Source organism: Nocardioides dilutus, from assembly GCF_054779555.1.
The window spans coordinates 1,154,718-1,178,870 of sequence record NZ_BAAGYA010000001.1 but is presented as its reverse complement, the minus strand read 5'-3'; the positions used below and the strand labels follow the sequence as shown (position 1 = coordinate 1,178,870).

General features: G+C 71.3%; 25 protein-coding genes and 1 pseudogene. 10 read left to right on the top strand and 16 right to left on the bottom strand.

Features of this window, described 5'->3' with window-relative positions; genetic code table 11:
* Positions 1–2 precede the first annotated feature (2 nt).
* Positions 3–1,640 carry a class I adenylate-forming enzyme family protein gene (locus ACYVC6_RS05765; protein WP_460711879.1) on the bottom strand — a complete coding sequence of 546 codons (1,638 nt, stop codon included), beginning with the start codon at positions 1,638–1,640 and terminating at the stop codon, positions 3–5.
* 75 nt (positions 1,641–1,715) lie between these two features.
* Between ACYVC6_RS05765 and ACYVC6_RS05760 the strand changes: the two genes are divergently transcribed.
* The 3 genes from ACYVC6_RS05760 to ACYVC6_RS05750 all read left to right on the top strand — a co-directional run bounded on the left by ACYVC6_RS05760 (position 1,716) and on the right by ACYVC6_RS05750 (position 4,863).
* Positions 1,716–2,597 (top strand): HAD family hydrolase, encoded by an 882-nt coding sequence (locus ACYVC6_RS05760; RefSeq protein ID WP_460711877.1) that lies wholly within the window; start codon positions 1,716–1,718, stop codon positions 2,595–2,597.
* Positions 2,598–2,751: 154 nt separating this feature from the next.
* Positions 2,752–3,567, top strand: a complete 816-nt coding sequence (locus tag ACYVC6_RS05755) for a sigma-70 family RNA polymerase sigma factor (protein ID WP_460711875.1) — start codon at positions 2,752–2,754, stop codon at positions 3,565–3,567.
* Between the two features lie 135 nt (positions 3,568–3,702).
* Positions 3,703–4,863: a DUF5667 domain-containing protein gene (locus ACYVC6_RS05750; RefSeq protein WP_460711873.1), complete on the top strand. Its 1,161-nt coding sequence runs from the start codon at positions 3,703–3,705 to the stop codon at positions 4,861–4,863.
* Between the two features lie 123 nt (positions 4,864–4,986).
* Here the strand turns inward: ACYVC6_RS05750 and ACYVC6_RS05745 are convergent, their stop codons facing one another.
* The 5 genes from ACYVC6_RS05745 to ACYVC6_RS05725 all read right to left on the bottom strand — a co-directional run bounded on the left by ACYVC6_RS05745 (position 4,987) and on the right by ACYVC6_RS05725 (position 9,006).
* Positions 4,987–6,123: a lysophospholipid acyltransferase family protein gene (locus tag ACYVC6_RS05745; protein ID WP_460711871.1), complete on the bottom strand. Its 1,137-nt coding sequence runs from the start codon at positions 6,121–6,123 to the stop codon at positions 4,987–4,989.
* A complete protein-coding gene (locus ACYVC6_RS05740; RefSeq protein ID WP_460711869.1) occupies positions 6,116–7,168 on the bottom strand; it encodes an NAD-dependent epimerase/dehydratase family protein in 1,053 nt (350 codons plus the stop codon). Before ACYVC6_RS05740 ends, ACYVC6_RS05745 begins: the two co-directional genes overlap by 8 nt.
* 20 nt (positions 7,169–7,188) lie before the next feature.
* Positions 7,189–7,290: a 30S ribosomal protein bS22 gene (locus ACYVC6_RS05735; protein WP_008356322.1), complete on the bottom strand. Its 102-nt coding sequence runs from the start codon at positions 7,288–7,290 to the stop codon at positions 7,189–7,191.
* A gap of 147 nt (positions 7,291–7,437) precedes the next feature.
* A complete protein-coding gene (locus tag ACYVC6_RS05730) occupies positions 7,438–7,620 on the bottom strand; it encodes a helix-turn-helix domain-containing protein (protein WP_460711867.1) in 183 nt (60 codons plus the stop codon).
* A gap of 204 nt (positions 7,621–7,824) precedes the next feature.
* Entirely contained in the window at positions 7,825–9,006 is a 1,182-nt protein-coding gene (locus tag ACYVC6_RS05725; protein ID WP_460711865.1) for an acetoin utilization protein AcuC, read from the bottom strand.
* A gap of 182 nt (positions 9,007–9,188) precedes the next feature.
* Between ACYVC6_RS05725 and trpS the strand changes: the two genes are divergently transcribed.
* Positions 9,189–10,139 (top strand): tryptophan--tRNA ligase, encoded by a 951-nt coding sequence (gene trpS / locus ACYVC6_RS05720; protein WP_460711863.1) that lies wholly within the window; start codon positions 9,189–9,191, stop codon positions 10,137–10,139.
* Here the strand turns inward: trpS and ACYVC6_RS05715 are convergent.
* Together ACYVC6_RS05715 and ACYVC6_RS05710 are read right to left on the bottom strand one after the other, a co-directional pair.
* Positions 10,126–10,662, bottom strand: coding sequence for a hypothetical protein (locus ACYVC6_RS05715; protein WP_460711861.1), 537 nt, complete (start codon positions 10,660–10,662; stop codon positions 10,126–10,128). The genes trpS and ACYVC6_RS05715 overlap by 14 nt on opposite strands.
* A gap of 7 nt (positions 10,663–10,669) precedes the next feature.
* Positions 10,670–10,888 carry a hypothetical protein gene (locus ACYVC6_RS05710; RefSeq protein ID WP_460711859.1) on the bottom strand — a complete coding sequence of 73 codons (219 nt, stop codon included), beginning with the start codon at positions 10,886–10,888 and terminating at the stop codon, positions 10,670–10,672.
* Between the two features lie 179 nt (positions 10,889–11,067).
* Between ACYVC6_RS05710 and ACYVC6_RS05705 the strand changes: the two are divergent.
* A pseudogene (locus ACYVC6_RS05705) lies at positions 11,068–12,063 on the top strand (IS481 family transposase); the annotation flags it as partial.
* Between the two features lie 24 nt (positions 12,064–12,087).
* On the opposite strand, the gene proC reads toward ACYVC6_RS05705, so the two are convergent.
* The 7 genes from proC to ACYVC6_RS05670 are packed head-to-tail and all read right to left on the bottom strand — an operon-like array spanning position 12,088 to position 17,701.
* Complete coding sequence (gene proC / locus ACYVC6_RS05700; RefSeq protein ID WP_460711857.1) at positions 12,088–12,891, bottom strand: pyrroline-5-carboxylate reductase; 804 nt, start codon at positions 12,889–12,891, stop codon at positions 12,088–12,090.
* A 7-nt stretch (positions 12,892–12,898) separates the two neighbouring features.
* On the bottom strand, positions 12,899–13,846 hold the full coding sequence (locus ACYVC6_RS05695) for a proline dehydrogenase family protein (RefSeq protein ID WP_460711855.1): 948 nt from the start codon (positions 13,844–13,846) through the stop codon (positions 12,899–12,901).
* A 17-nt stretch (positions 13,847–13,863) separates the two neighbouring features.
* Positions 13,864–14,601 carry an ABC transporter permease gene (locus ACYVC6_RS05690; RefSeq protein ID WP_460711853.1) on the bottom strand — a complete coding sequence of 246 codons (738 nt, stop codon included), beginning with the start codon at positions 14,599–14,601 and terminating at the stop codon, positions 13,864–13,866.
* Positions 14,598–15,311: an ABC transporter ATP-binding protein gene (locus ACYVC6_RS05685; RefSeq protein WP_460711851.1), complete on the bottom strand. Its 714-nt coding sequence runs from the start codon at positions 15,309–15,311 to the stop codon at positions 14,598–14,600. Before ACYVC6_RS05685 ends, ACYVC6_RS05690 begins: the two co-directional genes overlap by 4 nt.
* Before the next feature lie 16 nt (positions 15,312–15,327).
* Positions 15,328–15,921: a TetR/AcrR family transcriptional regulator gene (locus ACYVC6_RS05680; protein ID WP_460711849.1), complete on the bottom strand. Its 594-nt coding sequence runs from the start codon at positions 15,919–15,921 to the stop codon at positions 15,328–15,330.
* 31 nt (positions 15,922–15,952) lie between these two features.
* Positions 15,953–16,741, bottom strand: coding sequence for a sugar phosphate isomerase/epimerase family protein (locus ACYVC6_RS05675; protein ID WP_460711847.1), 789 nt, complete (start codon positions 16,739–16,741; stop codon positions 15,953–15,955).
* Between the two features lie 18 nt (positions 16,742–16,759).
* A complete protein-coding gene (locus tag ACYVC6_RS05670) occupies positions 16,760–17,701 on the bottom strand; it encodes a Ppx/GppA family phosphatase (protein WP_460711845.1) in 942 nt (313 codons plus the stop codon).
* A gap of 53 nt (positions 17,702–17,754) precedes the next feature.
* Between ACYVC6_RS05670 and ACYVC6_RS05665 the strand changes: the two genes are divergently transcribed.
* The 3 genes from ACYVC6_RS05665 to ACYVC6_RS05655 all read left to right on the top strand — a co-directional run bounded on the left by ACYVC6_RS05665 (position 17,755) and on the right by ACYVC6_RS05655 (position 20,102).
* Positions 17,755–18,522 carry a hypothetical protein gene (locus ACYVC6_RS05665; RefSeq protein WP_460711843.1) on the top strand — a complete coding sequence of 256 codons (768 nt, stop codon included), beginning with the start codon at positions 17,755–17,757 and terminating at the stop codon, positions 18,520–18,522.
* 241 nt (positions 18,523–18,763) lie between these two features.
* Positions 18,764–19,402 carry a VOC family protein gene (locus ACYVC6_RS05660; protein ID WP_460711842.1) on the top strand — a complete coding sequence of 213 codons (639 nt, stop codon included), beginning with the start codon at positions 18,764–18,766 and terminating at the stop codon, positions 19,400–19,402.
* 4 nt (positions 19,403–19,406) lie between these two features.
* Positions 19,407–20,102: a class I SAM-dependent methyltransferase gene (locus tag ACYVC6_RS05655; RefSeq protein WP_460711840.1), complete on the top strand. Its 696-nt coding sequence runs from the start codon at positions 19,407–19,409 to the stop codon at positions 20,100–20,102.
* A 29-nt stretch (positions 20,103–20,131) separates the two neighbouring features.
* Here the strand turns inward: ACYVC6_RS05655 and ACYVC6_RS05650 are convergent, their stop codons facing one another.
* On the bottom strand, positions 20,132–21,175 hold the full coding sequence (locus tag ACYVC6_RS05650; RefSeq protein WP_460711838.1) for a LacI family DNA-binding transcriptional regulator: 1,044 nt from the start codon (positions 21,173–21,175) through the stop codon (positions 20,132–20,134).
* A gap of 164 nt (positions 21,176–21,339) precedes the next feature.
* Here ACYVC6_RS05650 and radA point away from each other — a divergent pair, with 164 nt between their 5' ends.
* Together radA and disA are read left to right on the top strand one after the other, a co-directional pair.
* Positions 21,340–22,776 (top strand): DNA repair protein RadA, encoded by a 1,437-nt coding sequence (gene radA, locus ACYVC6_RS05645; RefSeq protein ID WP_460711836.1) that lies wholly within the window; start codon positions 21,340–21,342, stop codon positions 22,774–22,776.
* A gap of 95 nt (positions 22,777–22,871) precedes the next feature.
* A complete protein-coding gene (gene disA / locus ACYVC6_RS05640) occupies positions 22,872–23,951 on the top strand; it encodes a DNA integrity scanning diadenylate cyclase DisA (RefSeq protein WP_460711834.1) in 1,080 nt (359 codons plus the stop codon).
* Positions 23,952–24,153: the final 202 nt, after the last annotated feature.

The window sequence follows — 24,153 nt, the reverse complement described above, 5'->3', positions numbered from 1 at the left end:
GCTCACTCCAGCAGGCCCAGCGCCCGCCGCCGCTCCATGCCGCGCAGCCGGCCCTTCTGGACCTTGCCGGTCACGCCGACCGGGAGCTCCCCCACCACCTCGACCCGGCTCGGCTGCTTGAACCGCGCCAGCCTGGTCTCGCAGTGGGCGCGCACGGCGGACTCGACCTCGTCGGCGTCCCGGCCCGGCGCGACGACGTAGGCCACGACCGCCTCGCCCTGGTGCTCGTCGTCCACCCCGATGACGGCGGCCTCGGTGACGCCGTCGACCTCGCGGATCACCTCTTCGACCTCGATCGGGTAGACGTTGAACCCGGAGACGATCACGAGCTCCTTGAGCCGGTCGACCAGGAAGAGGTCGCCGCTCGGGTCGAGGAAGCCCACGTCGCCCGTGGACCACCAGCCCTCGGCGTCGGGGCCGTCCGAGCCGTCGGGCCAGTAGCCGCTGAACAGGTTTGCCCCCCGGATGGAGATCTCGCCAGCGTCCTCGCCCTCCGGAGCACTGCCGAACTCGTCGATGAGCCGGATCTCCACACCGGGCAGGGCCGCGCCGACCGAGCCGGTCTGCGGCTCCTTGCTGACCAGGGTGCTGGTCACGACCGGCGCCGCCTCGGTGAGGCCGTAGCCCTGGTGGATGGGGATGCCGGTCAGCTCGGTGAACTCCTCCATCAGCTCCGGCGCGAGCGGCGCGGAGCCGGAGAGCATGAGGCGCACCGGACCGAGCCGCTCCCGCAGCCCGTCGACGTCGCGCCAGTAGGCGAACACCGGCGGCGCGACGGGAATGACGCTGCAAGCCTCGTCCTCGATCAGGTCGAGGGTGCCCTGCGGGTCGAACCGCGCGGCGAGCACCAGCTTGGCGCGATGGTGCAACGCGACGCCGAGGACCGCGTTGAGGCCGTAGACGTGGAACATCGGCAGGACGGCCAGCACCACGTCGTCGCCGTGGATCATCGGCGGGTCGACCGAGGCGACCTGCTCGATGTTGGCGAGCAGCGCCCGGTGCGTCAGCATCGCGGCCCGAGGACGGCCGGACGTCCCGCTGGTGTAGAGCAGTGCGGCCAGCTTCTCGGGGTCCTGCAGCGGCGGGATGGGCTGCGCGCGCTCGGCGCGCAGGTGGTCGTAGGACCGCTCGCCGGGCTGCAGCGTCGCTCCCACCACGACGAGCCGCGGCCGGACGAGACGGGAGAACAGGTCGTCCTCGATGGACCCTTCGGGGTGGTCCCCCGCCATCGCCTCGTCGAGCGCGGCGACCGCGGCGCGCACGGCGGTCACGGAGTCGGCGTCGGTCACGACCACGCGGGCACCGGAGTCGGCGATCATCCGGGCGAGCTCGCCGCTGGTCGCCATCGGGTTGACGGGCACGGCGACGGCCTGGGCCCGCAGGATCCCGAGATAGGTCGCGACGAACTCGAGCCGGTTGCCCATCACGATCATGACCCGGTGGCCGGCCACGACTCCGGAGGCGCCCAGACCGGTGGCGAGCCGACCGACCTCGTCCTCCAGCTCGGCCCAGGTGGTGCTACGGCCGCCCGCCTCGACAACGGCGAGCTTGTCGGGGTTCTCGGCGGCGGCGCGGATCAGCAGGTCGGCAACGTCCGTGGCCGGCCGGGCGGGCGCGAGCTCGTCGTCCGGAGCAGGCATGGACGGATGATTCCACACAGCGGCGCCCCCGTCCGGAGGACGACAGCCCCGCTAGTGGTCACTAACCTCTGGTTCGTGCCCCCTCCAGAACGCCCGCGCCGGTTGGACCTGCAGCAGCGGTCCACGCTCGCCGGCGAGGCCGCGGCTGCCGCGGCGGAGGTCGAGACGGCCCTCGACACCCCCGCCGACCCGTCCCGGGCCGCGTTCTTCGACGTGGACAACACCGTCATGCAGGGCGCGAGCATCTTCCACCTGGCCCGCGGGTTGCACCGGCGCAAGTTCTTCACGACCCGGCAGATCGCGGGCGCGGCGTGGAAGCAGGCCTACTTCCGCGTCGTCGGCGTGGAAGATCCCGAGCACGTCGCCGAGGCCCGCAGCTCCGCGCTCGCGTTCATCGCCGGGCACACCGTCGCCGAGCTCGAGGAGCTGGGCGAGGAGATCTTCGACGAGGCGATGGCGCACCGGATCTGGCCCGGCACCCGCGCCCTGGCCCAGCTGCACCTCGACCGCGGGGAACGCGTCTGGCTGGTCACCGCCGCGCCGATCGAGATCGCCGGCATCATCGCGAGACGACTCGGGCTCACCGGGGCGATGGGGACCGTGGCCGAGCACAAGAACGGTGTCTATACCGGTGCCCTGGTCGGCGACATGCTGCACGGCCCGGCGAAAGCCGAGGCCATCAAGGCGCTGGCCGCGCGCGAGGGGCTCGACCTGAGCCTGTGCTCGGCCTACTCCGACTCCTACAACGACCTGCCGATGCTGACCCTGGTGGGCGACCCGTGTGCGATCAACCCGGACGCCAAGCTCCGCCACCACGCCAGGGAGCAGGGCTGGCGGATCCGCGACTACCGCACCGGCCGCAAGGCGGCGCGGGCGGGGCTGGTGGCCGCCGCTGTCGCCGGTGGGGTCACCGGCGCGGTGGCTGCGGGGATCTCCATCAAGGACCGCCGCCACTGAGCCTGGGCCGATCTCCTCGGGCTCCCGCCATTCGAGTGGACGACTGTGCGCTGAATGTGGCGCTCAGCACGTTTGGTTCCGCGATGTGACCTGCGCCTCTACCATGAAGAGGCTCAACGGGGGAGCAGCGATGCTTCGGGAGGGAAAACCCAGGATGTCGCGAGAGAGGCAGGATCTCGCGCGCGGGCTCAGCGCCTTGCGCGACGCGGTCGCACGCGCCCTCGCCGAGACCCTCCAACCGCTCACTCCCCAGCCCGTGCTGGTCACGGTCGACGGGCGCCGAGCCACGGCCTCGTCCGGCCTCTCCCACTGGGTCCTGAGTGAGGCGGTCGCCGGCGAGCGACCCGACGGGGTGAGCGCCGGTGTCGGCGGAGGGTTCGGTGACGCCGACCTGGCCACTTCCTCCGAGGACTCCGAGGAGGACCGCACCAGGCTCATCGCCCTCGTCGAGCTGGCCCGCAAGGGCGACGCCGACGCCTTCGGGATGCTCTACGACCACTACCAGGGCTCGGTCTACCGGTTCCTCTTCTACCGCACCCGCTCGAGCACGCTGGCCGAGGACCTGACCTCCGAGACCTTCTTCCGGGCGCTGCGCAGCATGCAGAGCTTCCGATGGCAGGGCAAGGACTTCGGCGCCTGGCTGATGACCATCGCGCGCAACCTGGCGACCGACCACTTCAAGGCCGGCCGCACCCGCCTCGAGCTGACGACCGAGGACATGGGGCTGCACGACGACGCCACCGAGGGACCCGAGACCTCCGTGCTCGCCAGCCTCACCAACGAGATCCTGCTCAAGGCGCTCACCGAGCTGCCGACCGAGCAGAAGGACTGCCTGATCATGCGGTTCCTGCAGGGCATGAGCATCGCGGAGACCGCCGACGTACTGGGCCGCAGCGAGGGCGCCGTCAAGCAGCTGCAGCTGCGCGGCGTACGCAACCTGGCCAAGCTCATGCCGGAGGGGGTGAGGTGACCGTGGTGCCTTCGGAAATCGTTGTCCACAATGCGTCGACGGCCGTAACCTCCCGCTCTCGCGTTTCGTTCAACCTGATGTCGAGGCCCACTCACGGGGAGCCGGGCACCGACTCGAACGAACGAGGAACCAGCGATGAGTAGCCTGCACCCGGCGCGACGAGGCGCCGAGCGGTTCAACTCCTTGCTCGACAGCGAGCGGGGGGCCGTTGGCGACCCTCGCGACGTCGCCCTGCTCGAGCTCGTCGACGCGCTGCAGGCGGTGGAGCGCGTGGAGGCGCGCCCCGCGTTCGTCTCCGACCTTCGCGAGCGGCTCATGCTGGCCGCCGCGACCGAGCTCGTGGTCCCCGACTCCCCGGCCGCGCTGACCGAGCGGCTCACCGTCCGCACCCGGCGTACGCCGCGCGAACGCCGCCTGGCCATCGCGCTCGGTGGCTTCGCCATCGTCGGCGCCACCACCTCGATGGCCGTCGCCGCCCAGAGCGCCATCCCGGGAGACGTCCTCTACCCGCTCAAGCGGGCCATGGAGAACGCCGAGGCCGGCTTCAGCGTCAGCGACGAGGCCAAGGGCACCACCATCCTCGAGAACGCCTCCGGCCGCCTCGACGAGGTCGACCAGCTCGCCCACCAGGACGACGTCGACGCCGTTGCCGTCTCCGAGACGCTGGGCACCTTCACCGAACAGGCCACCGAGGCCTCCGAGCTGCTGATGGCCGACTACACCGCGACCGGTTCCGAGGACTCGATCAACGAGCTGCGCGACTTCGCCTCCACGAGCATCGAGCAGCTGGCCGTCCTCGAGGAGGTCATCCCCGAGGGCGCCGAGCCGGCGCTGCTCGAGGCCGCTCAGGTCCTCTTCGAGATCGACACAGTGGCCGCCAACCTGTGCCCGCTGTGTGAGAGCACCGGCATCACCGAGATCCCGGTGCAGCTCCTGGCCAGCGGTGACACCAGGCTGGACGACGCCGCCGTCGCGACCGGGGTCGAGGCGAGCGAGGACGCGGCCGAGCCCGGCCAGGGAGGCAAGCCGGACAAGGGCGACAAGGACCCGGTCACCACCGCCACCGAGGCCGTCGAGTCCGACTCGGCCGACCCGCTCGAGCTCCCCACCCAGGGCGCCACCGAGGGTGGCCAGGGCAACGGCAACGGCAACAACCAGCCTCAGAACCCGCTCGGCACGGGCAACGTCTCGATCCCGACACAGCTCCCCAGCGTCAACGTCCCTGAAGTCGAAGCGGTCGTGAGCGAGGTCGTCGAAGGCGTCAACGACGTCGTCGGCAACATCACCAACCCCTAGGCGGGTTCTCAGTCCCAGGGCCTCAGTTCCAGGGCCTCAGTCCCAGCCTCGGCTCACCTGGTCTCGTGACGGGCGCTGCGCGCCCTCCTCGACCTCCGTCTTCCGCGACGGCGCGGAGCGCCGTCAGCGGAAGACGGACTCCCGCTTCATCAGCAGGGAGTAGAGCGTCGACTGGATCGTCTCACGCACCTGGTCTGTCACGTCGAAGACGAGCATGGGGTCATCGGCGGCGCCGGGCTCGAACTCGTCGGTGCGGATCGGCTCACCGAACTCCAGCAGCCACTTGGACGGCAGCGGCACCAGGCCGAGCGGGCCGAGCAGCGGGAACAACGGCGTGATGGGGATGTAGGGGATGCCGAGCATCCGGGCCAGGCCCGGCACGTTGCCGACCAGTGGGTAGATCTCCTCGGCCCCCACGACAGACAGGGGGACGATCGGGACGCCAGTGCGCAACGCGGCGGAGACGAACCCACCCCTGCCGAACCGCTGCAGCTTGTAGCGCTCGGAGTAGGGCTTGCCGATGCCCTTGAAGCCCTCGGGCCAGACCCCCACCAGCTCACCGGCGCGCAGCATCCGCTCGGCGTCCTCGTTGCAGGCCAGGGTCGTCCCGCCCTTGCGCGCCAGCACGCTCACGATCGGCATCCTGAAGACGAGATCGGCGCCGAGGGGCCGGAGGAACCGGCCGGTGTGGTCGTGGATCGACACCATGGTCATCAGGCCGTCGACCGGGATGGTGCCGGAGTGGTTGGAGACGACCAGCGCACCGCCGTCCGCAGGGATGTTGTCCACCCCGCGCACCTCGATCCGGAACCACTTCTCGGCGATCGGCCGGAGCGCGGTCATGAAGAACCGTTCGGTGATCTCCTGGTCGAAGCCGTATTCGTCGACGACGTAGTCGCCGCTGACCCGGCGCCGCAGGAACGCCAGGAACCTCGCCAGCTGGGGCTCCCACTGGTCGCCGAACATCTCCTTGGCGGCGTGCTGGAAGGCCGCCAGCCAGTCGCCGGCCGGGATGCCGGCGAGCGGACCGCGGTCGTGGGCGCGGGTCGCCTCGCGGACCGGGTCGGGCTTGGCCACCGGAGCATCGGGCATCGCCTCGACGTCGGGCGTCTCGACCGGTGAGGGGTCAACGTCCTTCTTGGGCGCCGGCTGCTTGCGCGGGGCGGCGAGGCTGCGCGAGGCCGACGACGGCTTGCCGCTAGCGGTCCCCCGACCGGGACGACCACGGGTGCCGATCGGGATGATCTCCGCGTCACCCATCGAGGACCCCCGTCGAGCTCTGGAGCGCTGGTGTCGACGGCAGCGTGTCGGCGAGCGCGCCGAGCAGGCGCTCGGTGTGGCCGCCGGTCGGTGTCAGCGACTGGCCGAACTCGGCGAACGCCTCCTCGGTGGTCATCGAGGGCTCGAACCCGAGCTCCTCGCGCATCCGGGTGGTGTCGACGCCGCGGCCGTAGGTGAGGAAGCCGAGCTGCTCGGGCGAGAAGTCGGCGACCCGCGCCTGCCGGAGGAACGAGCCGGCCCGGCCCACCGCGAAGCCCGGCATGGACACGGTGGGTCGCTTCAGCCGGCGCAGCGCCTGGCTGAGCATCAGGATGCCGTCGCCGGCGATGTTGAACGTGCCCGGGATGTCGTGGGCGACCGCGTGTCGCAGCACCTCGAGGAGGTCACGCTCGTGGAGGAACTGCAGGCGCGCGTCGTAGCCGAGGACGGTGGGCACGACCGGGAGCCGGAAGTAGGAGGTCAACGGGCTGACCACGTGGGCGCCGATGACGTTGGCACAGCGCAACATGGTCACCCGCACGTCGGGGCGGCGACGGGCGAACCCGCGCACATAGCTCTCGATCTCGGCGACGTCCTTGGCGTAGCCCGCCCGGGGAGCGCGGCGCGGCTCCATGTCCTCGGTGAACATCGCCGGGTCGCGGTTGCTGGCGCCGTAGACGGTGGTCGTCGACTTCACCACCAGGTGCTCCACGGTCGGCGCCTTCTGGCACGCGGCTAGCAGCTGCATCGTGCCGATGACGTTGAGCTCCTTCATGGTGTTGCGTCCGCCGGCGCTGCCGGGCGTCGAGATGACGCTCATGTGCACGACCGTGTCGACCCGCTCCTTGGCGATCACCTTGGCGATGACCGGGTTGCGGATGTCAGCGCGCACGAAGGAGACGTCACCGATGTCACCGCGCGGCGGCACGACGTCGACGCCGATCACCCGTCCCACGGACGGGTCCGTGGCCAGCGAGCGCGCGAAGTGACGACCGAGGTCGCGGGAGACCCCGGTGACTAGGACGACACGGTCTCCGGTGGCCATGGGCTTGCGGGCTGCCGGACCTACTTGCCGAGCTTGCGACGCTGGACGCGCGTCTTCTTCAGGAGCTTGCGGTGCTTCTTCTTGGCCATGCGCTTGCGCCGCTTCTTGATGACCGAACCCACGTGGAGACCTCTCAACTCTCGGAGACCCACGAGTCTCGTGCCGCGGGACCGGCCCAGCCTAACGGGCGGGTGCGCGCGCAGCGAACTCGCCGACAGTGAGGTCGGTCTCGCGAGGCTGCCCAGTGGGAGGCGGCCCGGCGGCGGGAGTCAGCCCGCGTTGTAGAAGCTGTTGCGGAGGTAGTCGTTGACGTCTTCCTCCACCACCCGGAACGAGCGGCCGACGCGGACGGCCGGCAGGTCGCCGTTGTGCACGAGGCGGTAAACCGTCATCTTCGAGACGCGCATCATCGCCGCGACCTCGGCCACGGTGAGGAACTTCGCGTCTGACATGTCTCCAGCCATCACGCACCACTTTCTCTGCATTGCACGCCTGGCCCGGCCGCCGGCTTCCCCACCGGCGCGCTCCGAACCACGCACGGTGAGAATAGGGCTTCCTGTGACTCGTGGGGAATAGGTTCACGAAAGTCATGCAAGTGGTCTACGGCGTGTCGAGTTGCGCTTGACAACTCTCCTGCCCTCGGCTCGGGGGCTTTCTCAGGGCAGCGGGTCGAGACCGTGCAGCGGGAAGACAGCCTTGCGGGTGGCGTGGACGGCCCGGTCCAGCCACGTGTCGGGGTCGTAGCCGTCGGCCCAGGGCCGATACCCGGGCGTCCGTCCGTCGGTGAGCACCGTGGGCGGTACGGCGCCGGTGCGCTCCCGCACGTACGCCTGCCAGGACTCCGGTGTCTCGGTCGACGGATCCAAGGGGGAGCCGCCCACGATCGCCAACAGGTGGGTCCAGGCGCGTGGGACCACCTCGACCAGCGCGTAGCCCCCACCCCCGGTCACGACCCAGCGCCCGCCGGCGGCCTGGTGCGCCAGGTCGTGGAGCGCCAGGTAGGCCGCCCGCTGGCCGTCGACGGTGAGCATGAGGTGCGCCAAGGGGTCGGCGGCGTGCGAGTCACAGCCGTGCTGGGTGACGAGCACGTCCGGCGCGAACTCCGTGACCAGGTCCGGCACGACTGCGTGGAAGGCGCGCAGCCAGCCGGCGTCCGCGGTGCCCGGCGGCAGGGCGACGTTGACCGCCGTCCCCTCGGCGCCCTCGCCGCCCAGGTCCTCGGGGAACCCCGTGCCGGGGAACAGCATCTGGCCGGTCTCGTGCAGCGAGATCGTGAGCACCCGGGGGTCGTCCCAGAAGATCTGCTCGACGCCGTCGCCGTGATGGACGTCGACGTCGACGTAGGCCACGCGCTGCGCACCCTGGTCGAGCAGCCACTGGATGCCGACCGCGACGTCGTTGTAGACGCAGAAGCCGCTCGCCCGGTCCCGCATCGCGTGGTGCAGCCCCCCGGTGACGTTGGCGGCGTGCCCGGACTCGCCGCTCCAAACCTGCCGGAACGCCTCGAGGCTCGCGCCGACGACGTGGGCGGCGGCCTCGTGCATGCCGGGAAACACCGGGTTGTCGTCGGTGCCGAGCCCGAGCAGCTCCTCGGGCTGGTTGGTCCGGCCGCAGCGCTCCACGGCCTCGATCAGCTGGGCGTCGTGGACGGTGGCGATCTGATCGAGGGTGGCGAACGGGGCGTCGACCATCCGGAGACGCCCACTGGTGACCTCGAGGTCGGCGGCCAGGCGCATGGTCAGGTCCACCCGGAGCGGGCTCATCGGGTGCGCCGGACCGAAGTCGTAGTCGGTGAGCGACGGGTCGAAGACGACCGTCGCCGGTTCCGGGCACTCCATGACGAGTGACGGTAGTCTCTCCCCCGTGCTGACGACGTCCCACCTCATGTGGTGGCCCGCCTGACCGGCGGCCCACCGTTTGCAGCACACTCATCTCACGGCCGCCCACGGGCGGCCGTTCTGCATGTCCGGTCTGGATGTCCGGCGCATCGCCCGTGGGCCCTCACGTCAGGAGCTCACCCATGACCAGGACCCTCTCCCTCCTCACCCCCTCCGGCCGGCTCACGCTCGGCAACCTGCTCGGCGCACTGCTGCCGATGCGGGAGCGCCAGGACGACGCGTTCTACGGCGTCTCGGACCTGCACGCGATGACCACCGACCACGACCCGGCGCTGCTGCGCGAGCACGCCGCCGAGATGGCCACGCTGCTGGTGGCCGTCGGGCTCACGGAGGCGACGCTCTTCCGGCAGAGCCGGGTGCCGGCGCACGCCCAGCTCGCCTACCTGCTCGAGTGCACCGCAACCACCGGTGAGCTGAACCGGATGGTGCAGTTCAAGGAGAAGGGTCGGGGCGTGGATTCCACACGCGTCTCGCTCTTCACCTACCCCGCCCTGATGGCCGCCGACATCCTGCTCTACCGCCCCGAGCAGGTGCCGGTCGGCGACGACCAGCGCCAGCACGTCGAGCTGACCCGGGACCTTGCACTGCGCTTCAACCGTCGCTACGGCCAGGTGTTCACGGTGCCCGAGGTGGCCACTCCCCCGGCAGGCGCCCGGGTCATGGACCTGCTCGACCCGACCCGGAAGATGTCGAAGTCGGCCGACCGGGCGGGATCCGTGTTCCTGCTCGACCCGCCCGACGTCGTCCGCCGCAAGGTGGCGCGGGCGGTCACCGACTCGGATGCGGGCGTCGACGCCGTACGCCGCGACCGGGAGGCCAAGCCGGGTGTGACCAACCTGCTCGACGTGCTCGAGGCCTGCGGCGGCTCGGCCGAGGGCATCGCGACGTACGGGGCACTGAAGAAGGCCGTCACCGATGCGGTGGTCGCGGTCCTCGAGCCGGTGCAGGCCCGCTACGCCGAGCTGGCCGCCGACCCGGGCTACGTCGCGGAGCGGTACGCCGCGGGCGAGGCGCGCTGTCGTGAGGTGACGGCACCGGTCCTCGCGGCTGCGGAGGCGGCTATCGGGCTGTGAGGCCGTCCCGCTCGGCCAGCTTCCTCAGGGTCCGCAGCTGCTTGCGCATCATCACCAGGTCTCCCCAGGCCAGGGCGTGGGCCCGGGCCCGACGTAGGGGGCTGTCCGCGGCCACGGCCAGCCGGCAGACGATCCGCGAGCCGGAAGGGTCGGGTTCGGCGGCGTACGTCATCGCGACCGGGCCGAAGAGCCGCTCGCCGCGGGGCGTGGTGACCGCGGTCCAGTGGTGGCCGTCGTCGAAGGAGACCAGCCGGAAGACCACCGCCATGGCCTGACCGATCTCGAGGTTGTCCGCGCCGGGAGTCAGCTCGCGCGGACTGCGGCGACCTCGGTTGTCTATCCAGTCGTAGGAGTAGGGCGCCACGGCGATCTGGCAGAGCCAGCGCCACGTGATCTCGACGGGTGCGGCCACCGTGATCGCCCGGGTCATCAGCGTCACCGGTCCTGGGACCGCGGTGTCGGCCGGGTAGGGGCGCTGCCGCTCGTCCGGGGTGGCACCCCAGACGAGCGGCAGGCCGGTCATGCCGTCATCATGCCGCGAGTGGCGTCGCCCTCCGTCGCGCCAGGGCGGCCACGCCCGCGACCGCGGCCAACGCGGCCATGGTCGCTGAGGTGAGGAACGCCGCCTGGGCGCCCGGCAGGAACTCGCCCGGCACCGAGCCCGCCGCGTAGACGCTGACGATCACCGCGAGGCCGACCGAGGTGATCGGCAGGAACGCCAGCCGCGCGGCGAGCCCGTTGAGGACCATCGGGCCGAGGCGCCGCTGATCCTTGAGCGGCTGAGCACCAGATTCACCGGCTAGCTGTACTGATCGGGCACGTTGGTCGAGATCGTGTGACGACACGATCTGAATGAGCTTGGAAGGCGAAGACCTCCGGGCGTGGAGTGGAGCTGTCTAGGAACCGCTCACACCGCCAGGAGGTCTTCGTGTCCCACGCTAACGCTGCCCTGACCCCACGAGCCCGTTTGCGACTTGCCCGGCTCGTCGTCGAGCAGGGCTGGCCGATCGCTCGCGCAGCCGAGCGGTACGACGTGTCCTGGCCGACCGCGAAGCGGTGGGTCGACCGCTACCGCCAGTTTGGTCCGGCAGGGATGAACGACGCCTCCTCACGGCCGCACCACTCACCGAACCGGACGCCCAAGCCGGTGGTCCGCAAGATCGTGCACCTGCGGTGGAAGCAACGACTCGGTCCGGTGCAGATCGCCGACCAGGTCGGGTTGTCGCCATCGACGGTCCACGCGATCCTGGTCCGCTGCCGGATCAACCGGCTCAGCCACATCGACCGGGTCACCGGTGAACCGGTCCGCCGCTACGAGCACCCGCACCCCGGCGCGATGATCCACGTCGACGTCAAGAAGCTCGGCAACATCCCCGATGGCGGCGGCTGGCGCTTCACCGGCAAACAGCAAGGCAACTGGAACCGGCAAGCCACCCGTGACCGCACCGGCGCGAAGAACGCCCGCAGCCAGCCCAAGATCGGGACTGCGTTCGTGCACACGGTCATCGACGACCACTCCCGGGTCGCCTATGCCGAGGTCCATGACGACGAACTCGCCGTCACCGCGGTCGCCGTGCTCTACCGCGCAGTCGCCTGGTTCGCCGAACGAGGAGTGACGGTCGAGAAAGTCCTCTCCGACAACGGCAGCGCCTACGTGTCCCACCTATGGCGCGACAGCTGCGCCGACCTCGGCATCATCCACAAACGCACCCGACCCCGCCGGCCACAGACCAACGGCAAGATCGAACGCTTCCACCTCACCCTGGCCAACGGCTGGGCCTTCAAGAAGCTGTACAACTCCGAATCAGCCCGCCGAGCAGCCCTGCCAGCATGGCTCCACCACTACAACCACCACCGGCCCCACACTGCGATCGAGAAGTCAGCGCCACCCATCACCAGGTTGACCAACCTCACCGATCAGTACAGCGCCGGTGAAACTGGCTCGCGGTCAAGATCCCTCAGCCAGCTGGCGGGACCGGTCCCGCGCGGCCTCCATGGCGGCGAGGAACGCCGCTCGCACCTTGTGGATCTCGAGCTCGCGCAGCGCCGAGGCGGTCGTGCCGCCGGGCGAGGTGACCTGCTCGCGCAGCACGGTCGGGTGGGTGCCGGTCTCGCGGAGCATCTTCGCGGACCCGACCAGTGTCTGGATGACCAGCTCGCTGGCGGTCGCCCGCGGCAGGCCCAGGTGGACACCGGCCTCGATCATCGACTCGACAACGAAGAAGATGTAGGCCGGCCCGGAGCCGCTGATCGCGGTCACCGCGTCCTGCTGGCGCTCGGGGATCCGGACGACCTTGCCGACCGACGCGAGCAGCGACTCGGCCTCGGCGAGGTGCTCGTCGTCGCAGTGTGAGCCCGGCGAGATCGCGGCCATCCCCTCGTCGACGAGCGCCGGGGTGTTGGGCATGACCCGCACCACGGCGACGCCCTCGGGGACGCGGGCCTCGATGAAGGCGGTCGTGATGCCGGCGGCGAGCGAGACGATCAGCTGGCCGGCCCGCAGCGACGGGGCGATCTCGTCGAGGAGCTCGGCCATGTCCTGCGGCTTGACCACGATCGCCACCGTGTCCGCCTTGGCGGCCGCCTCGACGTTGCCGACCACGCTGACGCCGTAGCGCTCCTCCAGCTCGCGGGCGCGCTCGGGCCGCTTCTCGCCGACCAGCAGGTGGTCGACCCGGCGCCCGGCCCGGACGAGACCCGACAGGAGGGTCTCGCCCATGACGCCGGCGCCGAGGATGGCGGTCTGGGTCATGACTTGCTCACTTCTTCGAGATCAGGGATCTCAGGAAGAATGACAGGTTCTGCGGACGCTCGGCGAGACGACGCATCAGGTAGCCGTACCACTCGGTGCCGTAGGGGATGTAGACGCGCATCGTCTCCCCGGCCTTGACCAGGCGCCGCTGCTCCTCCGGGCGGACGCCGTAGAGCATCTGGAACTCATAGGTGCCGGGCTCGCGGCCGTTGCGGCTGGCGAGCGAGGACGTGATCTCGATCAGTCGAGGGTCGTGGGTGGCGATCATCGGGTAGCCCTGCCCGGCGAGCAGCACCTTGAGGCACCTGACGAACGACCGGTCGACGTCCCGGCCGTCCTGCCAGGCGACCTCTTCGGGCTCGTTGTAGGCCCCCTTGCACAGCCGGACCCGCGAGCCCTCGTAGGCGAGCGCCCGGCAGTCGTCCTCGGTGCGGTGCAGGTAGGCCTGGAGCACAGCGCCGGTCTCCGGGAAGTCCTTGCGCAGGTCGCGCAGGATCGACAGCGTCGAGTCGGTGGTGGTGTGGTCCTCCATGTCGAGGGTGACCGTGGTGCCGGCGTTGCGCGCAGCGCGGCAGATGGCGCGGGCGTTCTCGAGGGCGATCTTCTCGCCGTTGTCCGGCAGGGCCTGGCCGATCGCGCTGAGCTTGACGGAGACCTCGGCACCGGCGACCAGGCCGCGGGTCAGGCCGCGGGACGAGAGCTCCTTGAGCACCTCGACGTACGCCGCCACGGTGGCCTCGGCCCGCTCGACGTCGGTGGTGTCCTCGCCGAGGAAGTCGAGGGTGACCCGGAGTCCGTCGGCGATCTCCCGCGCCGTGGCGTCGACGACGGCCTCGGTCGTCTCCCCCGGGACATAGCTGCGCACGATCCCGGCCGAGATGGGCATGGAGCTGACGAGCTTCTTGACCTGGTTGCTGCGCGAGAGGAGGAGCAGCGGCTGGCGGAGCAGGGCCATGCCCACCAGGCTACGGGTCAGGGTGTGCGGCGAGGCAGGGTGGCCGCGCCGAGCGCCAGGCAGCCGAGGGCGAACACCGCGACCACCGCGAGGTCCTGCCAGACCTCGCCGGTCGACGTGCTCCGGGTGAGGTGCTGCATGGCGTCCACGGCGTAGGACAGCGGCAGTGCGTCGCTGATCGCCGACAATGTGCCGGGCAGCGCCGAGCGGGGCACGAACAGCCCGCAGAGAAGGATCTGCGGCAGCACGATGGCCGGCATGAACTGGACCGCCTGGAACTCCGTGCGCGCGAACGCGCTGGCGAGCAGGCCGAGGGCGGTCCCGAGGACGGCGTCGGCCACGGCGACCACCCCGAGCAGCCAGACCGGTCCCACGACGTCGAGGCCGAGCAGCCCGACGCTCACCGCGACCGCCAGCACCGACTGCGCGGCGGCGGCGAGGCCGAAGGCGATGGCGTAGCCGAGCAGGAAGTCGAGCTTGCCCATCGGCATCGCGAGCAGCCGCTCGAGGGTGCCGCTCGAGCGCTCGCGGAGCGTGGTCACGCTGGTCACCAGGAACATCACGATGAAAGGGAACATCGCCAGCAGGGCGGGCCCGAACCGGTCGAAGGTCTCCGGCGACAGACCCTCGAACATCCACCAGAGCAGGGTCATCAGCAGACACGGGAGCAGGAGCAGCATGACCAGCGTCCGGCGGTCCCGGCGAACCTGCGTCAGCACCCGGGCGGCGACCGCGAGGGTGACCCGGGGCGTCATGCGGCACCCTCGACCAGGCCGAGGAACGCCGTCTCGATGTCCTCGGCGCGTCCGGCGTCCTTGATCTCCGCCGGCGTACCGTGCGCCAGGATCTCGCCGTCACGCATCAGCAGCAGCCGGTCGCAGCGCTCGGCCTCGTCCATGACATGGCTGGAGACGAGCACGGTCACGCCGGCCTGGGCAAGGCGGTGGAACAGGGCCCACAGGTCCCGACGCAGGACCGGGTCGAGGCCGACGGTCGGCTCGTCGAGCACGAGGAGGTCCGGCTCGCCGAGCAGTGCGACGGCGAGGCTGGCTCGCGAGAGCTGCCCCCCGCTCAGCTCACCGACGACCGCGTCGGAGTGGTCGTCGAGGTCGACGGCCGCCACAACCCGGGCGACCTCGTCGGCGTCGACTCCGAGCACCCGCGCGAAGAACCGGAGGTTCTCGGTGACCGACAGGTCGCCGTAGACGCTGGCGGACTGCGTGACGTAGCCGACCCGGCTGCGCAGCGGCGCGCTGCCCGCGGGCTCGCCGAGCACGGTCACCTCGCCACCCTGGGTGCGCTGGACCCCGACCACGCTGCGCATCAGCGTCGACTTGCCGCACCCGCTGGGGCCGAGGAGCCCGGTCACCACACCGGCCTCGATGTCGAGGTCGAGGCTGTCGAGCACCCGGCGCCTGCCCCGGACCACCGTCAGCGCCCGCACCTCCACCGCGTTTTTCATCATGCGATGAATTATGCGTCTAGGGCAGTGGATCGGACAAGTAGCGCTGGAGGGTCGGCGCATAGATCGACACCACGTCGTCGGCCGGCATGGAGGCGACCGGCTCGACGGCGAGGACGTAGCGCACGACGATCAGCCCGAGGACCTGGCTGGCCACCAGCGGCATCCGCAGCTCGGGCCGGTCGATGCCGAGTGCGACCCCGATGGGCTGGAGCACCACAGGCAGGAAGCCCTCGCGCATCAGTCGCTGACCGTCGGAGTCCACGACCCCGCGAACCAGGCCGAGGAGTGGCAGCCGGAGCTCCGGGTCGTCCCACACCGAGAGGAACACCCGGAGCATCCGCTCGGCGGCCCCGTCGAGGCCACCGGCGATCGCCGGGATCAGCACCTCCCTCGGGTCGACAGGGAGCTCCAGCGCCGCCAGGAACAGGTCGTCCTTCGTCTTGAAGTAGTGGTGCACCAGAGCGGCGTCCACACCGGCGTCGGACGCGATGCTCCGCACCGACGTCCCGGCGAAGCCCCTGGAGGCGAACGCCGCCCGGGCGGCGGCCAGGATGGCCGCGCGCGTGTCCGGCGAACCGGGACGCCGCCCGCGCCGGGACGAGGTGGACATGCGACGAGGCTACGGCGAACCCGCCCTTGGACTATCCCGCCCTCGCGGCCAGGAAGTGCTCGCGGGCGAACTCCAGGGACTCCCGCAGGTCGGCCTCCCGCTCGGTGCGGGTGTTTCGCTTGCGGGTGTTGATCTCGACGACGATCTCGCCCCCGAAGCCGGTGTGGGCGAGGTGCTGGAGGAACTCCCTCGCGCCGACCGAGCCGCGCCCGGGAACGAGGTGCTCGTCCTTGGCCGAACCGGTGCCGTCGGTGAGGTGCACGTGCCGCAGCCGGTCCCCCAGACGGTCGGCCATCGCGATCGGGTCGGAGGCCGCGATCGCGGCGTGCGAGAGGTCGATGGTGGTGTTGGCGTAGGGCTCCTGCGAGGGGTCCCAGCCGGGCAGGTACATCTCGACGCCGCGCCTGGACGAGGCCCGCCAGGGATACATGTTCTCGACCGCGAACGCGATGCCCGTCGACTCCTCGAGAGCGGCGATGCCGTCGACGAAGCGGGCGGCGTACTCCTTCTGCCACCGGAACGGCGGGTGCACGACGACCACCTCGGCGCCCACCGCCGTGGCCATCTCGGCCGAGCGCTCGAGCTTGCCCCACGGCTCGGTCCCCCAGACCCGTTGGGTGAACAGCAGGCAGGGGGCGTGGATCGCCGAGACCGGCACCCCGTGGTGCTCCGAGAGCTGCTGCACCGTGGCGACCTGCTGGCTCAGCGCGTCGAGCACCATGACCTCGACCGCGTCGTAGCCGACCTTCGCGGCGTAGCCGAAGGCGTGCGCGGTCGACTCGGGATAGACCGAGGAGGTCGACAGCCCGATCCTCGTCATGACTGAATCACTTCCGGGTCACTGGACGGCCAGGACCGACATCTGGTCGAGCCGCTCCAGGATCACGCCCTCGCGCAGCGCCCAGGGGCAGATCTCGAGCTCGTCGAGCCCGAAGATGTCCATGCATCCCTCGGCGACCAGGGCACCGGGCACGATCTGGTGCCGGCGGCTGGGCGAGACGCCAGGGAGCGACGCCAGCTCCTCGGTCGGCATCGCGACCAGCTTGGGGATCCACTCCCGCAGCTCGGCGAGCGGCAGGGTGCGCGGCACGAGCGCGCCGTCGCCGGACGGCGCCGCGCCACAGATCCGCGCCAGCGAGCGGAACGTCTTGGACGTCGCCGCCGCGCGGTCGGGTGAGCCGGCTCGGAGGAGGTGCCCCGCGTCGCGGGCGATCTCGGCGCGGATCTCACGGCGGATCTCCCGCACGCCGTCCTCGCTGGGCGAGCCCTGGCCGAAGTGGGCCCGCGCCAGGCGCGCCGCGCCGAGCGGCAGCGACCACGCGACGTCCGGGGCCTCGTCGGCGCCTCCGGCGATCTCGAGGGAGCCCCCGCCGATGTCGAAGACCGCCAGCCGGCCCGCGGACCAGCCGAACCAGCGGCGTACGGCCAGGAACGTCAACCGGGCCTCGTCCTCGCCGGAGAGCACGTCGATGCGAACGCCGGTCCGCTCGCGCACGTGGTCGAGCACGTCCTCGGAGTTGACGGCGTCGCGCACCGCGGAGGTCGCGAACCCGATGATGTCCTCACAGCCCTTGTCCTCGGCGACGAGCAGGGCCTCGGCGGTGAACGCCGTCAGTGCGTCGATGCCGGTCGGGTCGACGGCGCCCTGCTCGTCGAGATGCTCGGCCAGCCGCAGCGGCTGCTTGTGGGAGAACGCCGGGAGCGGTGCGGCGCCACCGTGGGCGTCCACCACGAGCAGGTGTCCGGTGTTGGACCCGATGTCCAGGACGCCTACGCGCATGGGGCAACGGTACTCGCGGCCGATCGTGGCGAGGTCGTCACTAGGCTGACCCGGTGCCCGAGGTCGACCTGAACTTCCCCCGCGTGTGGGTCGAGTTCGTCAACCCTGACGATGAGTCGGAGGTCATGCGCTGCGACCTCACCTGGCTGACGTCGCGCTACACCTGCATCTTCGGCCAGGGCTGCCACGGCATCTACAAGACCTCGCCCGACGTGGGCTGCTGCACCCTCGGCGCGCACTTCGCCGACAAGGACGACGAGAAGCGGGTGGCGGCCTACGTCGGCCAGCTCGACGAGACGCTGTGGCAGCTCAAGCCCGAGGGCAAGCTGCGCACCCGGGACTGGATCGACAAGGACGACGAGGGCGAGCGGAAGACCCGCGTCGTCGAGATCGACGGCCAGGAAGCCTGCATCTTCCACAACCGGCAGGACTTCCACCTCGGAGCCGGCTGCGCCCTGCACGCGCTGGCGTTCGTCCTGGAGAAGGACCCGCTCGAGACCAAGCCCGACGTGTGCTGGCAGCTGCCGATCCGCCGTACCTTCCGCACCGTCGAGCGTCAGGACGGCTCGTCCTACACCGAGGTGTCCATCCAGGAGTACGACCGGCGGGGCTGGGGACCCGGCGGCCACGACCTCGACTGGTACTGCTCCGGCAACACCGAGGCCCACGTGGCACCGGACCCGCTCTACCTCACCTCGGCCAACGAGCTGGTCGCACTGATGGGGCGCGCGGCGTACGACGAGCTCGTGACCCACTGCGAGGCCCACCTGCGGTCACGGTCGGCGCTGGGCCGGCACCCCGCCGATCGAACACCCTCGTGAGCTTCGGCCCCGGACGGCCATGACGACGCTCGCTCCGCTCGCGGGCTCCGCGGTCGCCATGCCCGCCGGAGCCGATCACGAGGAGCGCTCGCTTCGCTCGCAGATTCACGCGCCCGTGGCCACGCGTCAGCGTTCTGATGCACAACACCGCGCCGATCGCGGCTCGCGCTGAACTCGTCTCGACATCAAGACACCCACCCCCGATGTGCGACGTCGCAGGCCGCGTGTTCACAATCTGTGCATGCGCCTCGACCATCTCTCATTCGCCGCCGGCCCTGACGGACTGGCCGGGACGGCCGAGAGGCTCGGCGCGCTCCTCGGCACGTCGTTCACCGACGGCGGCGTGCACCCTCGCTTCGGCACCCGCAACATGATCCTGCCGCTGACCGACCGCACCTACCTCGAGATCGTCGAGGTGCTCGACCACCCGGCCTCCGACAAGGCGCCGTTCGGCCAGGCCGTGCGGGCCCGATCGGCCCTGGGCGGCGGCTGGCTCGGCTGGGTCGTCGCGGTCGACGACATCCGCCTCCTGGAGAAGCGTCTCGGCCGCGAGGCCGTGCCCGGCAACCGGCACCGTCCCGACGGCACCGAGCTGCGCTGGCACCAGATCGGCGTCAACGGACTCATCGCCGATGCCCAGCTCCCCTTCTTCATCCAGTGGGAGTCACCGGCCGAGCTGCACCCGAGCGCCGGCGCCGACGGCCGTTTCTCGTTGGCCACCATCGAGATCGCCGGCGACCCGCAGCGGGTCAGCGAGTGGCTCGGCGAGCCCGTCGAGGCGCCGCTGGAGGACATCAAGGTCGAGTGGGTCGCCCCCAACGGCACGCCCGGCATCAACGCCGTGCAGATCCAGACGCCGACGGGTCTCGTCCGCCTCTGACCCCGTGGCGCCGCTCGCCGGGGCGCGCCCCAGCCCCAACATCTGGCACTCCCCGGCGACGTACGAGGTCGAGAACCGCGCCGCCGACCCCGACGGTCGGCTGTGGGCGGCCATGGAGTCGCTCGCCGACTGGCGCGGCCGCGACGTCCTGGACCTCGGCTGCGGCACCGGGTTCCACCTGCCCCGGTTCGCCGAGACCGCGCGCACCGCGACCGGCGTGGAGCCCCACCCGGACCTGGTCGCGCTGGCCCGGCGTCGTACCCGCCGCCTGACGAACGTGACCGTGAGCCCAGGGCTGGCCGAGTCGCTCCCGTTGGCCGACGGGTCGGTGGACGTCGTCCACGCGCGCTGGGCCTACTTCTTCGGCCCGGGCTCCGAGCCGGGCCTGGCCGAGCTCGATCGCGTCGTACGTCGCGGCGGTACCGCCCTCGTGGTCGACAACGACCCAACCCGGTCGACGTTCGGCGCCTGGTTCCGCCGCGGCTACCCGAAGGTCGACCCGGTCGCGGTGGAGCGGTTCTGGTCGACCCACGGCTGGACCCGAACCCCGGTCGACATGGGGTGGCGCTTCGGCTCGCGCGCCGACCTGGAGGCGGTCGTGCGCATCGAGCTGCCGACTGCCGTCGCCGAGTCGGTGCTCGCCGAGCACGCGGGGCTCGAGGTGGACTACGCGGTGAACCTGTGGTGGAAGCGGCTCTGAGGCGGGGCGGGATCCCCGCCCGCCCACCGCTAGCTGGTCCCCCGCACCACCAACGTCGGCGTGAGCAGCACGCCGCGGGTGTCGGACGTCAGCGGGCCGAGCAGGTTGGCCAGGGCCTTGACCACCTCGACGGCGACGTCCTCCAGGGGCTGGCGGACCGAGGTGAGGCCGGGCGGCACCACCTGGGCGACCTGGGAGTCGTCGAAGCCGGTGACCGCGATGTCGGGGCCGGGTCGCAGCCCTCGTGCGGCGAGGGTGTGCAGCACTCCCATGGCCAGGGTGTCCGAAGCACAGACGAACGCCGAGGGGCGCGCCTCGTCGAGGAGCACCGCGCTCGCCTCGCGGCCGGAGGCGACAGTGTCCTCCACCCGGGAGGCGAGGCCGGTGGTCGAGAGGCCTCGCGCGCGCATCGTCCGCGACCAACCCGCACGGCGGTCCTCGCCGAGCAACGAGTCCTTGCGCCACCCGATCCACGCGATCCGCTCGTGGCCCTTGTCGATGAGGTGCGTGGTCGCCAGCTCGGTGCCGGCGGCCCCGTCGACGTCGACCCAGGGGTGCCGGGCGTCGGGCTCGTTCCAGGGGCGGCCGAAGGCCACGAACGGCGCCCGGCGCTCGTTGAGCCAATCGGCCTGCGGGTTGCCGAGGTAGGTGTCGGTCACCACGAACGCGTCGACGGCCGTGGAGCGGAGCAGGTCGTCGAAGGCCGGAAGCTCGTCCTCGGGGTCGCCGGTCGCGGTGCCGGTGAACAGCAGCACGTGGTAGCCGGCGGCACTCGATGCCTCGACCAGGGAGTGCACGAACCGGTCCATCTGCGCGTTGGCGGTGCCTTCCTCCGCGGCCTTGATGGGCAGCCCGATCAGATGGGAGGAGCGGGTGCGCAGGTTGCGGGCCGCGCGGTTGGGCAGGTAGCCGAGCTCGGCGATCGCCTCCTGCACGCGCACCAGGGTGTCCTCGCGCAGCAGCTCGGGGTTGTTGACGGCGTTGGAGACGGTCTGGCGGGAGACCCCCGCGCGCTCGGCGACATCAGCCAGGGTCGGCGGGGTCACCGGCAACCGGCTCAGGATCCGAGACACCCGCACCTCCCCATCGAGGCCAGGCGACGCGTGGCCTTGATCGTTCCAATCGTCTCAGGAGCAGGATAGCCACCGCCACCACCCGGACAGGTGACGAGCGGTGCTCAGCTCCGCGTCCGGCGAGGTGACCACGGCCTGTCGGCGTCCTCGCCTAGGTTCGCGACATGGCCAAGCCCACCCGTGCTCCGCGTCCCGGATACCGCTGCAGCGAGTGCGGCTGGGAGACCGGCAAGTGGGTCGGGCGGTGCGGGGAGTGCCAGGCCTGGGGCTCCGTCGCCGAGACGGCGGCGCCCACGATGCGTACGCCGGCAGCGCCCGTGACCTCGGCGGCGGTGCCCATCGGCGAGGTCTCGGTGGAGGCGTCCCGCTTCCGCAGCAGCGGGGTGCCCGAGCTCGACCGGGTCCTCGGGGGCGGCATCGTGCCCGGTGCGGCGATCCTGCTCGCGGGCGAGCCGGGCGTCGGCAAGAGCACGCTGCTGCTCGAGGTCGCGGCCCAGACGGCCCGCTACCAGCACCGCGCGCTCTACGTCACCGGCGAGGAGTCGGCCTCGCAGGTCCGGCTGCGCGCCGACCGCACCGGCGGCGTCCAGGGCGAGCTGTTCCTGGCCGCCGAGAACGACCTGGGCGCCGTGCTGACCCACATCGAGGAGGTGCGGCCCACGCTGCTGGTCGTCGACTCCGTGCAGACCATCGGCGCCTCGGGCATCGAGGGTGTCCCGGGAGGGGTGACCCAGGTCAAGGAGGTCGCCGCCGCGCTGATCCGGGTCGCCAAGACCCGCAACATCGCCACCGTCCTGATCGGCCACGTCACCAAGGACGGCTCGATCGCTGGTCCGCGCGTGCTCGAGCACCTCGTCGACGTCGTGCTCCATTTCGAGGGCGACCGCAACTCCCGCTTCCGGATGGTCCGGGCGATGAAGAACCGGTTCGGTCCCGTCGACGAGGTCGGCTGCTTCGACCTCGGTCCCGACGGCATCACCGCGGTCACCGACCCGACCGGGCTGTTCGTCGAGCACCAGGGCGGCACCGTCCCCGGCACCTGCGTCGCGGTGACGATGGAGGGCCGCCGGCCGATGCTCGCCGAGGTCCAGGCGCTCGTCACCTCCTCGCCGCTCGAACGGCCGCGCCGGACCACGTCCGGGCTCGACGGGTCCCGGGTCGCGATGGTGCTGGCCGTGCTCGCCCAGCACTGCGGGCTGCGCCTGCACTCCCACGACGTGTTCGCGTCCACGGTCGGCGGGGCCAAGCTCTCCGAGCCGGCCAGCGACCTCGCCGTGGCCGTCGCCCTGGCGTCCGCCACCCTCGGCAACGCGCCGCCGGCGGGGGTCGTCGCGATGGGCGAGATCGGGCTGGCCGGAGAGCTGCGCCGGATCCGCGACCTGCCCCAGCGGCTGGCCGAGGCCGCCCGGCTGGGGTTCCGGGTCGCGGTCGTGCCGGCCGAGCGCTCCACCCAGGGGTCAGGCCAGCTGCGCGGCCCGCGGGCCGAGCGCACCCGCGAGATCGACGGCATGAAGATCCTCGAGGTGCCCGACGTCGCCTCGGCCCTGCGGCTCCTCGCCCTGACCAGGGAGCGCCACGGTCTGCGTGCCGTGGACGAGTGAGGAGACCTCAGCAGGGAGCGGCAGGGACTTAAGTAGGAACGCCACAGCCGCTTCCTGCCTTACGCTTCCCCTGCACGACTGACGGGAGCGGGAAGATGGCGGAGCGCACCGACGAACAGCTGCGCCTACGGGCGACGCTGGCCTCGATCGCGCCCGGCACGGCGCTGCGCGACGGCCTGGAGCGCATCCTGCGCGGCCGCACCGGCGCGCTGATCGTGATCGGCAGTGACCGGACCGTCGAGTCGATCGCCACCGGCGGCTTCGACCTCGACGTGCCGTTCACCGCCACCGGTCTGCGTGAGCTGGCGAAGATGGACGGCGCCATCATCCTCGACCGTGATCTCACCAGGATCCTCAAGGCCGCCGTCCACCTGATGCCCGACCAGGCGATCCCGTCGGAGGAGACCGGCACCCGGCACCGCACCGCCGACCGGACCGCCCGTCAGACCGGGTTCCCGGTCATCTCGGTGTCCCAGTCGATGCAGATCATCGCGGCCTACGTCGGGGAGACCCGGCACGTGCTGGAGGAGGCCGGCCAGATCCTGGCCCGGGCCAACCAGGCGCTGGCGACCCTCGAGCGCTACAAGCTGCGGCTCGACGAGGTGTCCAGCACCCTGTCGGCGCTGGAGATAGAAGACCTGGTGACCGTCCGGGACGTCGCGGTCGTCGCCCAGCGGCTGGAGATGGTCATCCGGATCGCCGCCGAGATCGAGGACTACGTGCTCGAGCTCGGCACCGACGGGCGGCTGCTGTCCCTGCAGCTGGAGGAGCTCATCACCGGCGTGGACGCCGAACGTCAGCTGGTGATCCGCGACTACGTCGCCGGGGGCCGCCGCGCGCGCAACCCCGAGCTGCTGCTCCAGAAGCTCGAGTCGCTGTCGTCGACCGAGCTGGTCGACCCGGCGTCCACCGCACGGGTGCTCGGACTCGCCAGCGGCGAGCTCCTGGACGCGCCGGTGACACCGCGCGGCTACCGGCTGCTCGCGAAGGTGCCGCGCCTCCCGACGACTGTCGTCGACCGGCTGGTCGAGCACTTCGGCACGCTGCAGAAGCTCCTGTCCGCCGGCGTCGAGGACCTCCAGGTCGTCGAGGGTGTCGGCGAGCTGCGCGCCCGCTCGGTACGCGAGGGCCTGTCCCGGCTGGCCGAGTCGACGATCCTCGAGCGGTACGTCTGAGGCCAGCCGTTCTGCTGGCGGGGCGTGGTGCCCGCGCGCGTAGCCGATCGAGTCTCGGCGCCAAGGACGTCGCTCCGCCCCGCCGCCCGCATGCGCGGGCACCACACTGGGTCAGCACACCCGTCACACCGGCCCCATCTCGGGCTTAGGTCATGGATTGCACGCACCAGGCGCGTGCAATCCATGCGCTAGTGGTGGCGGC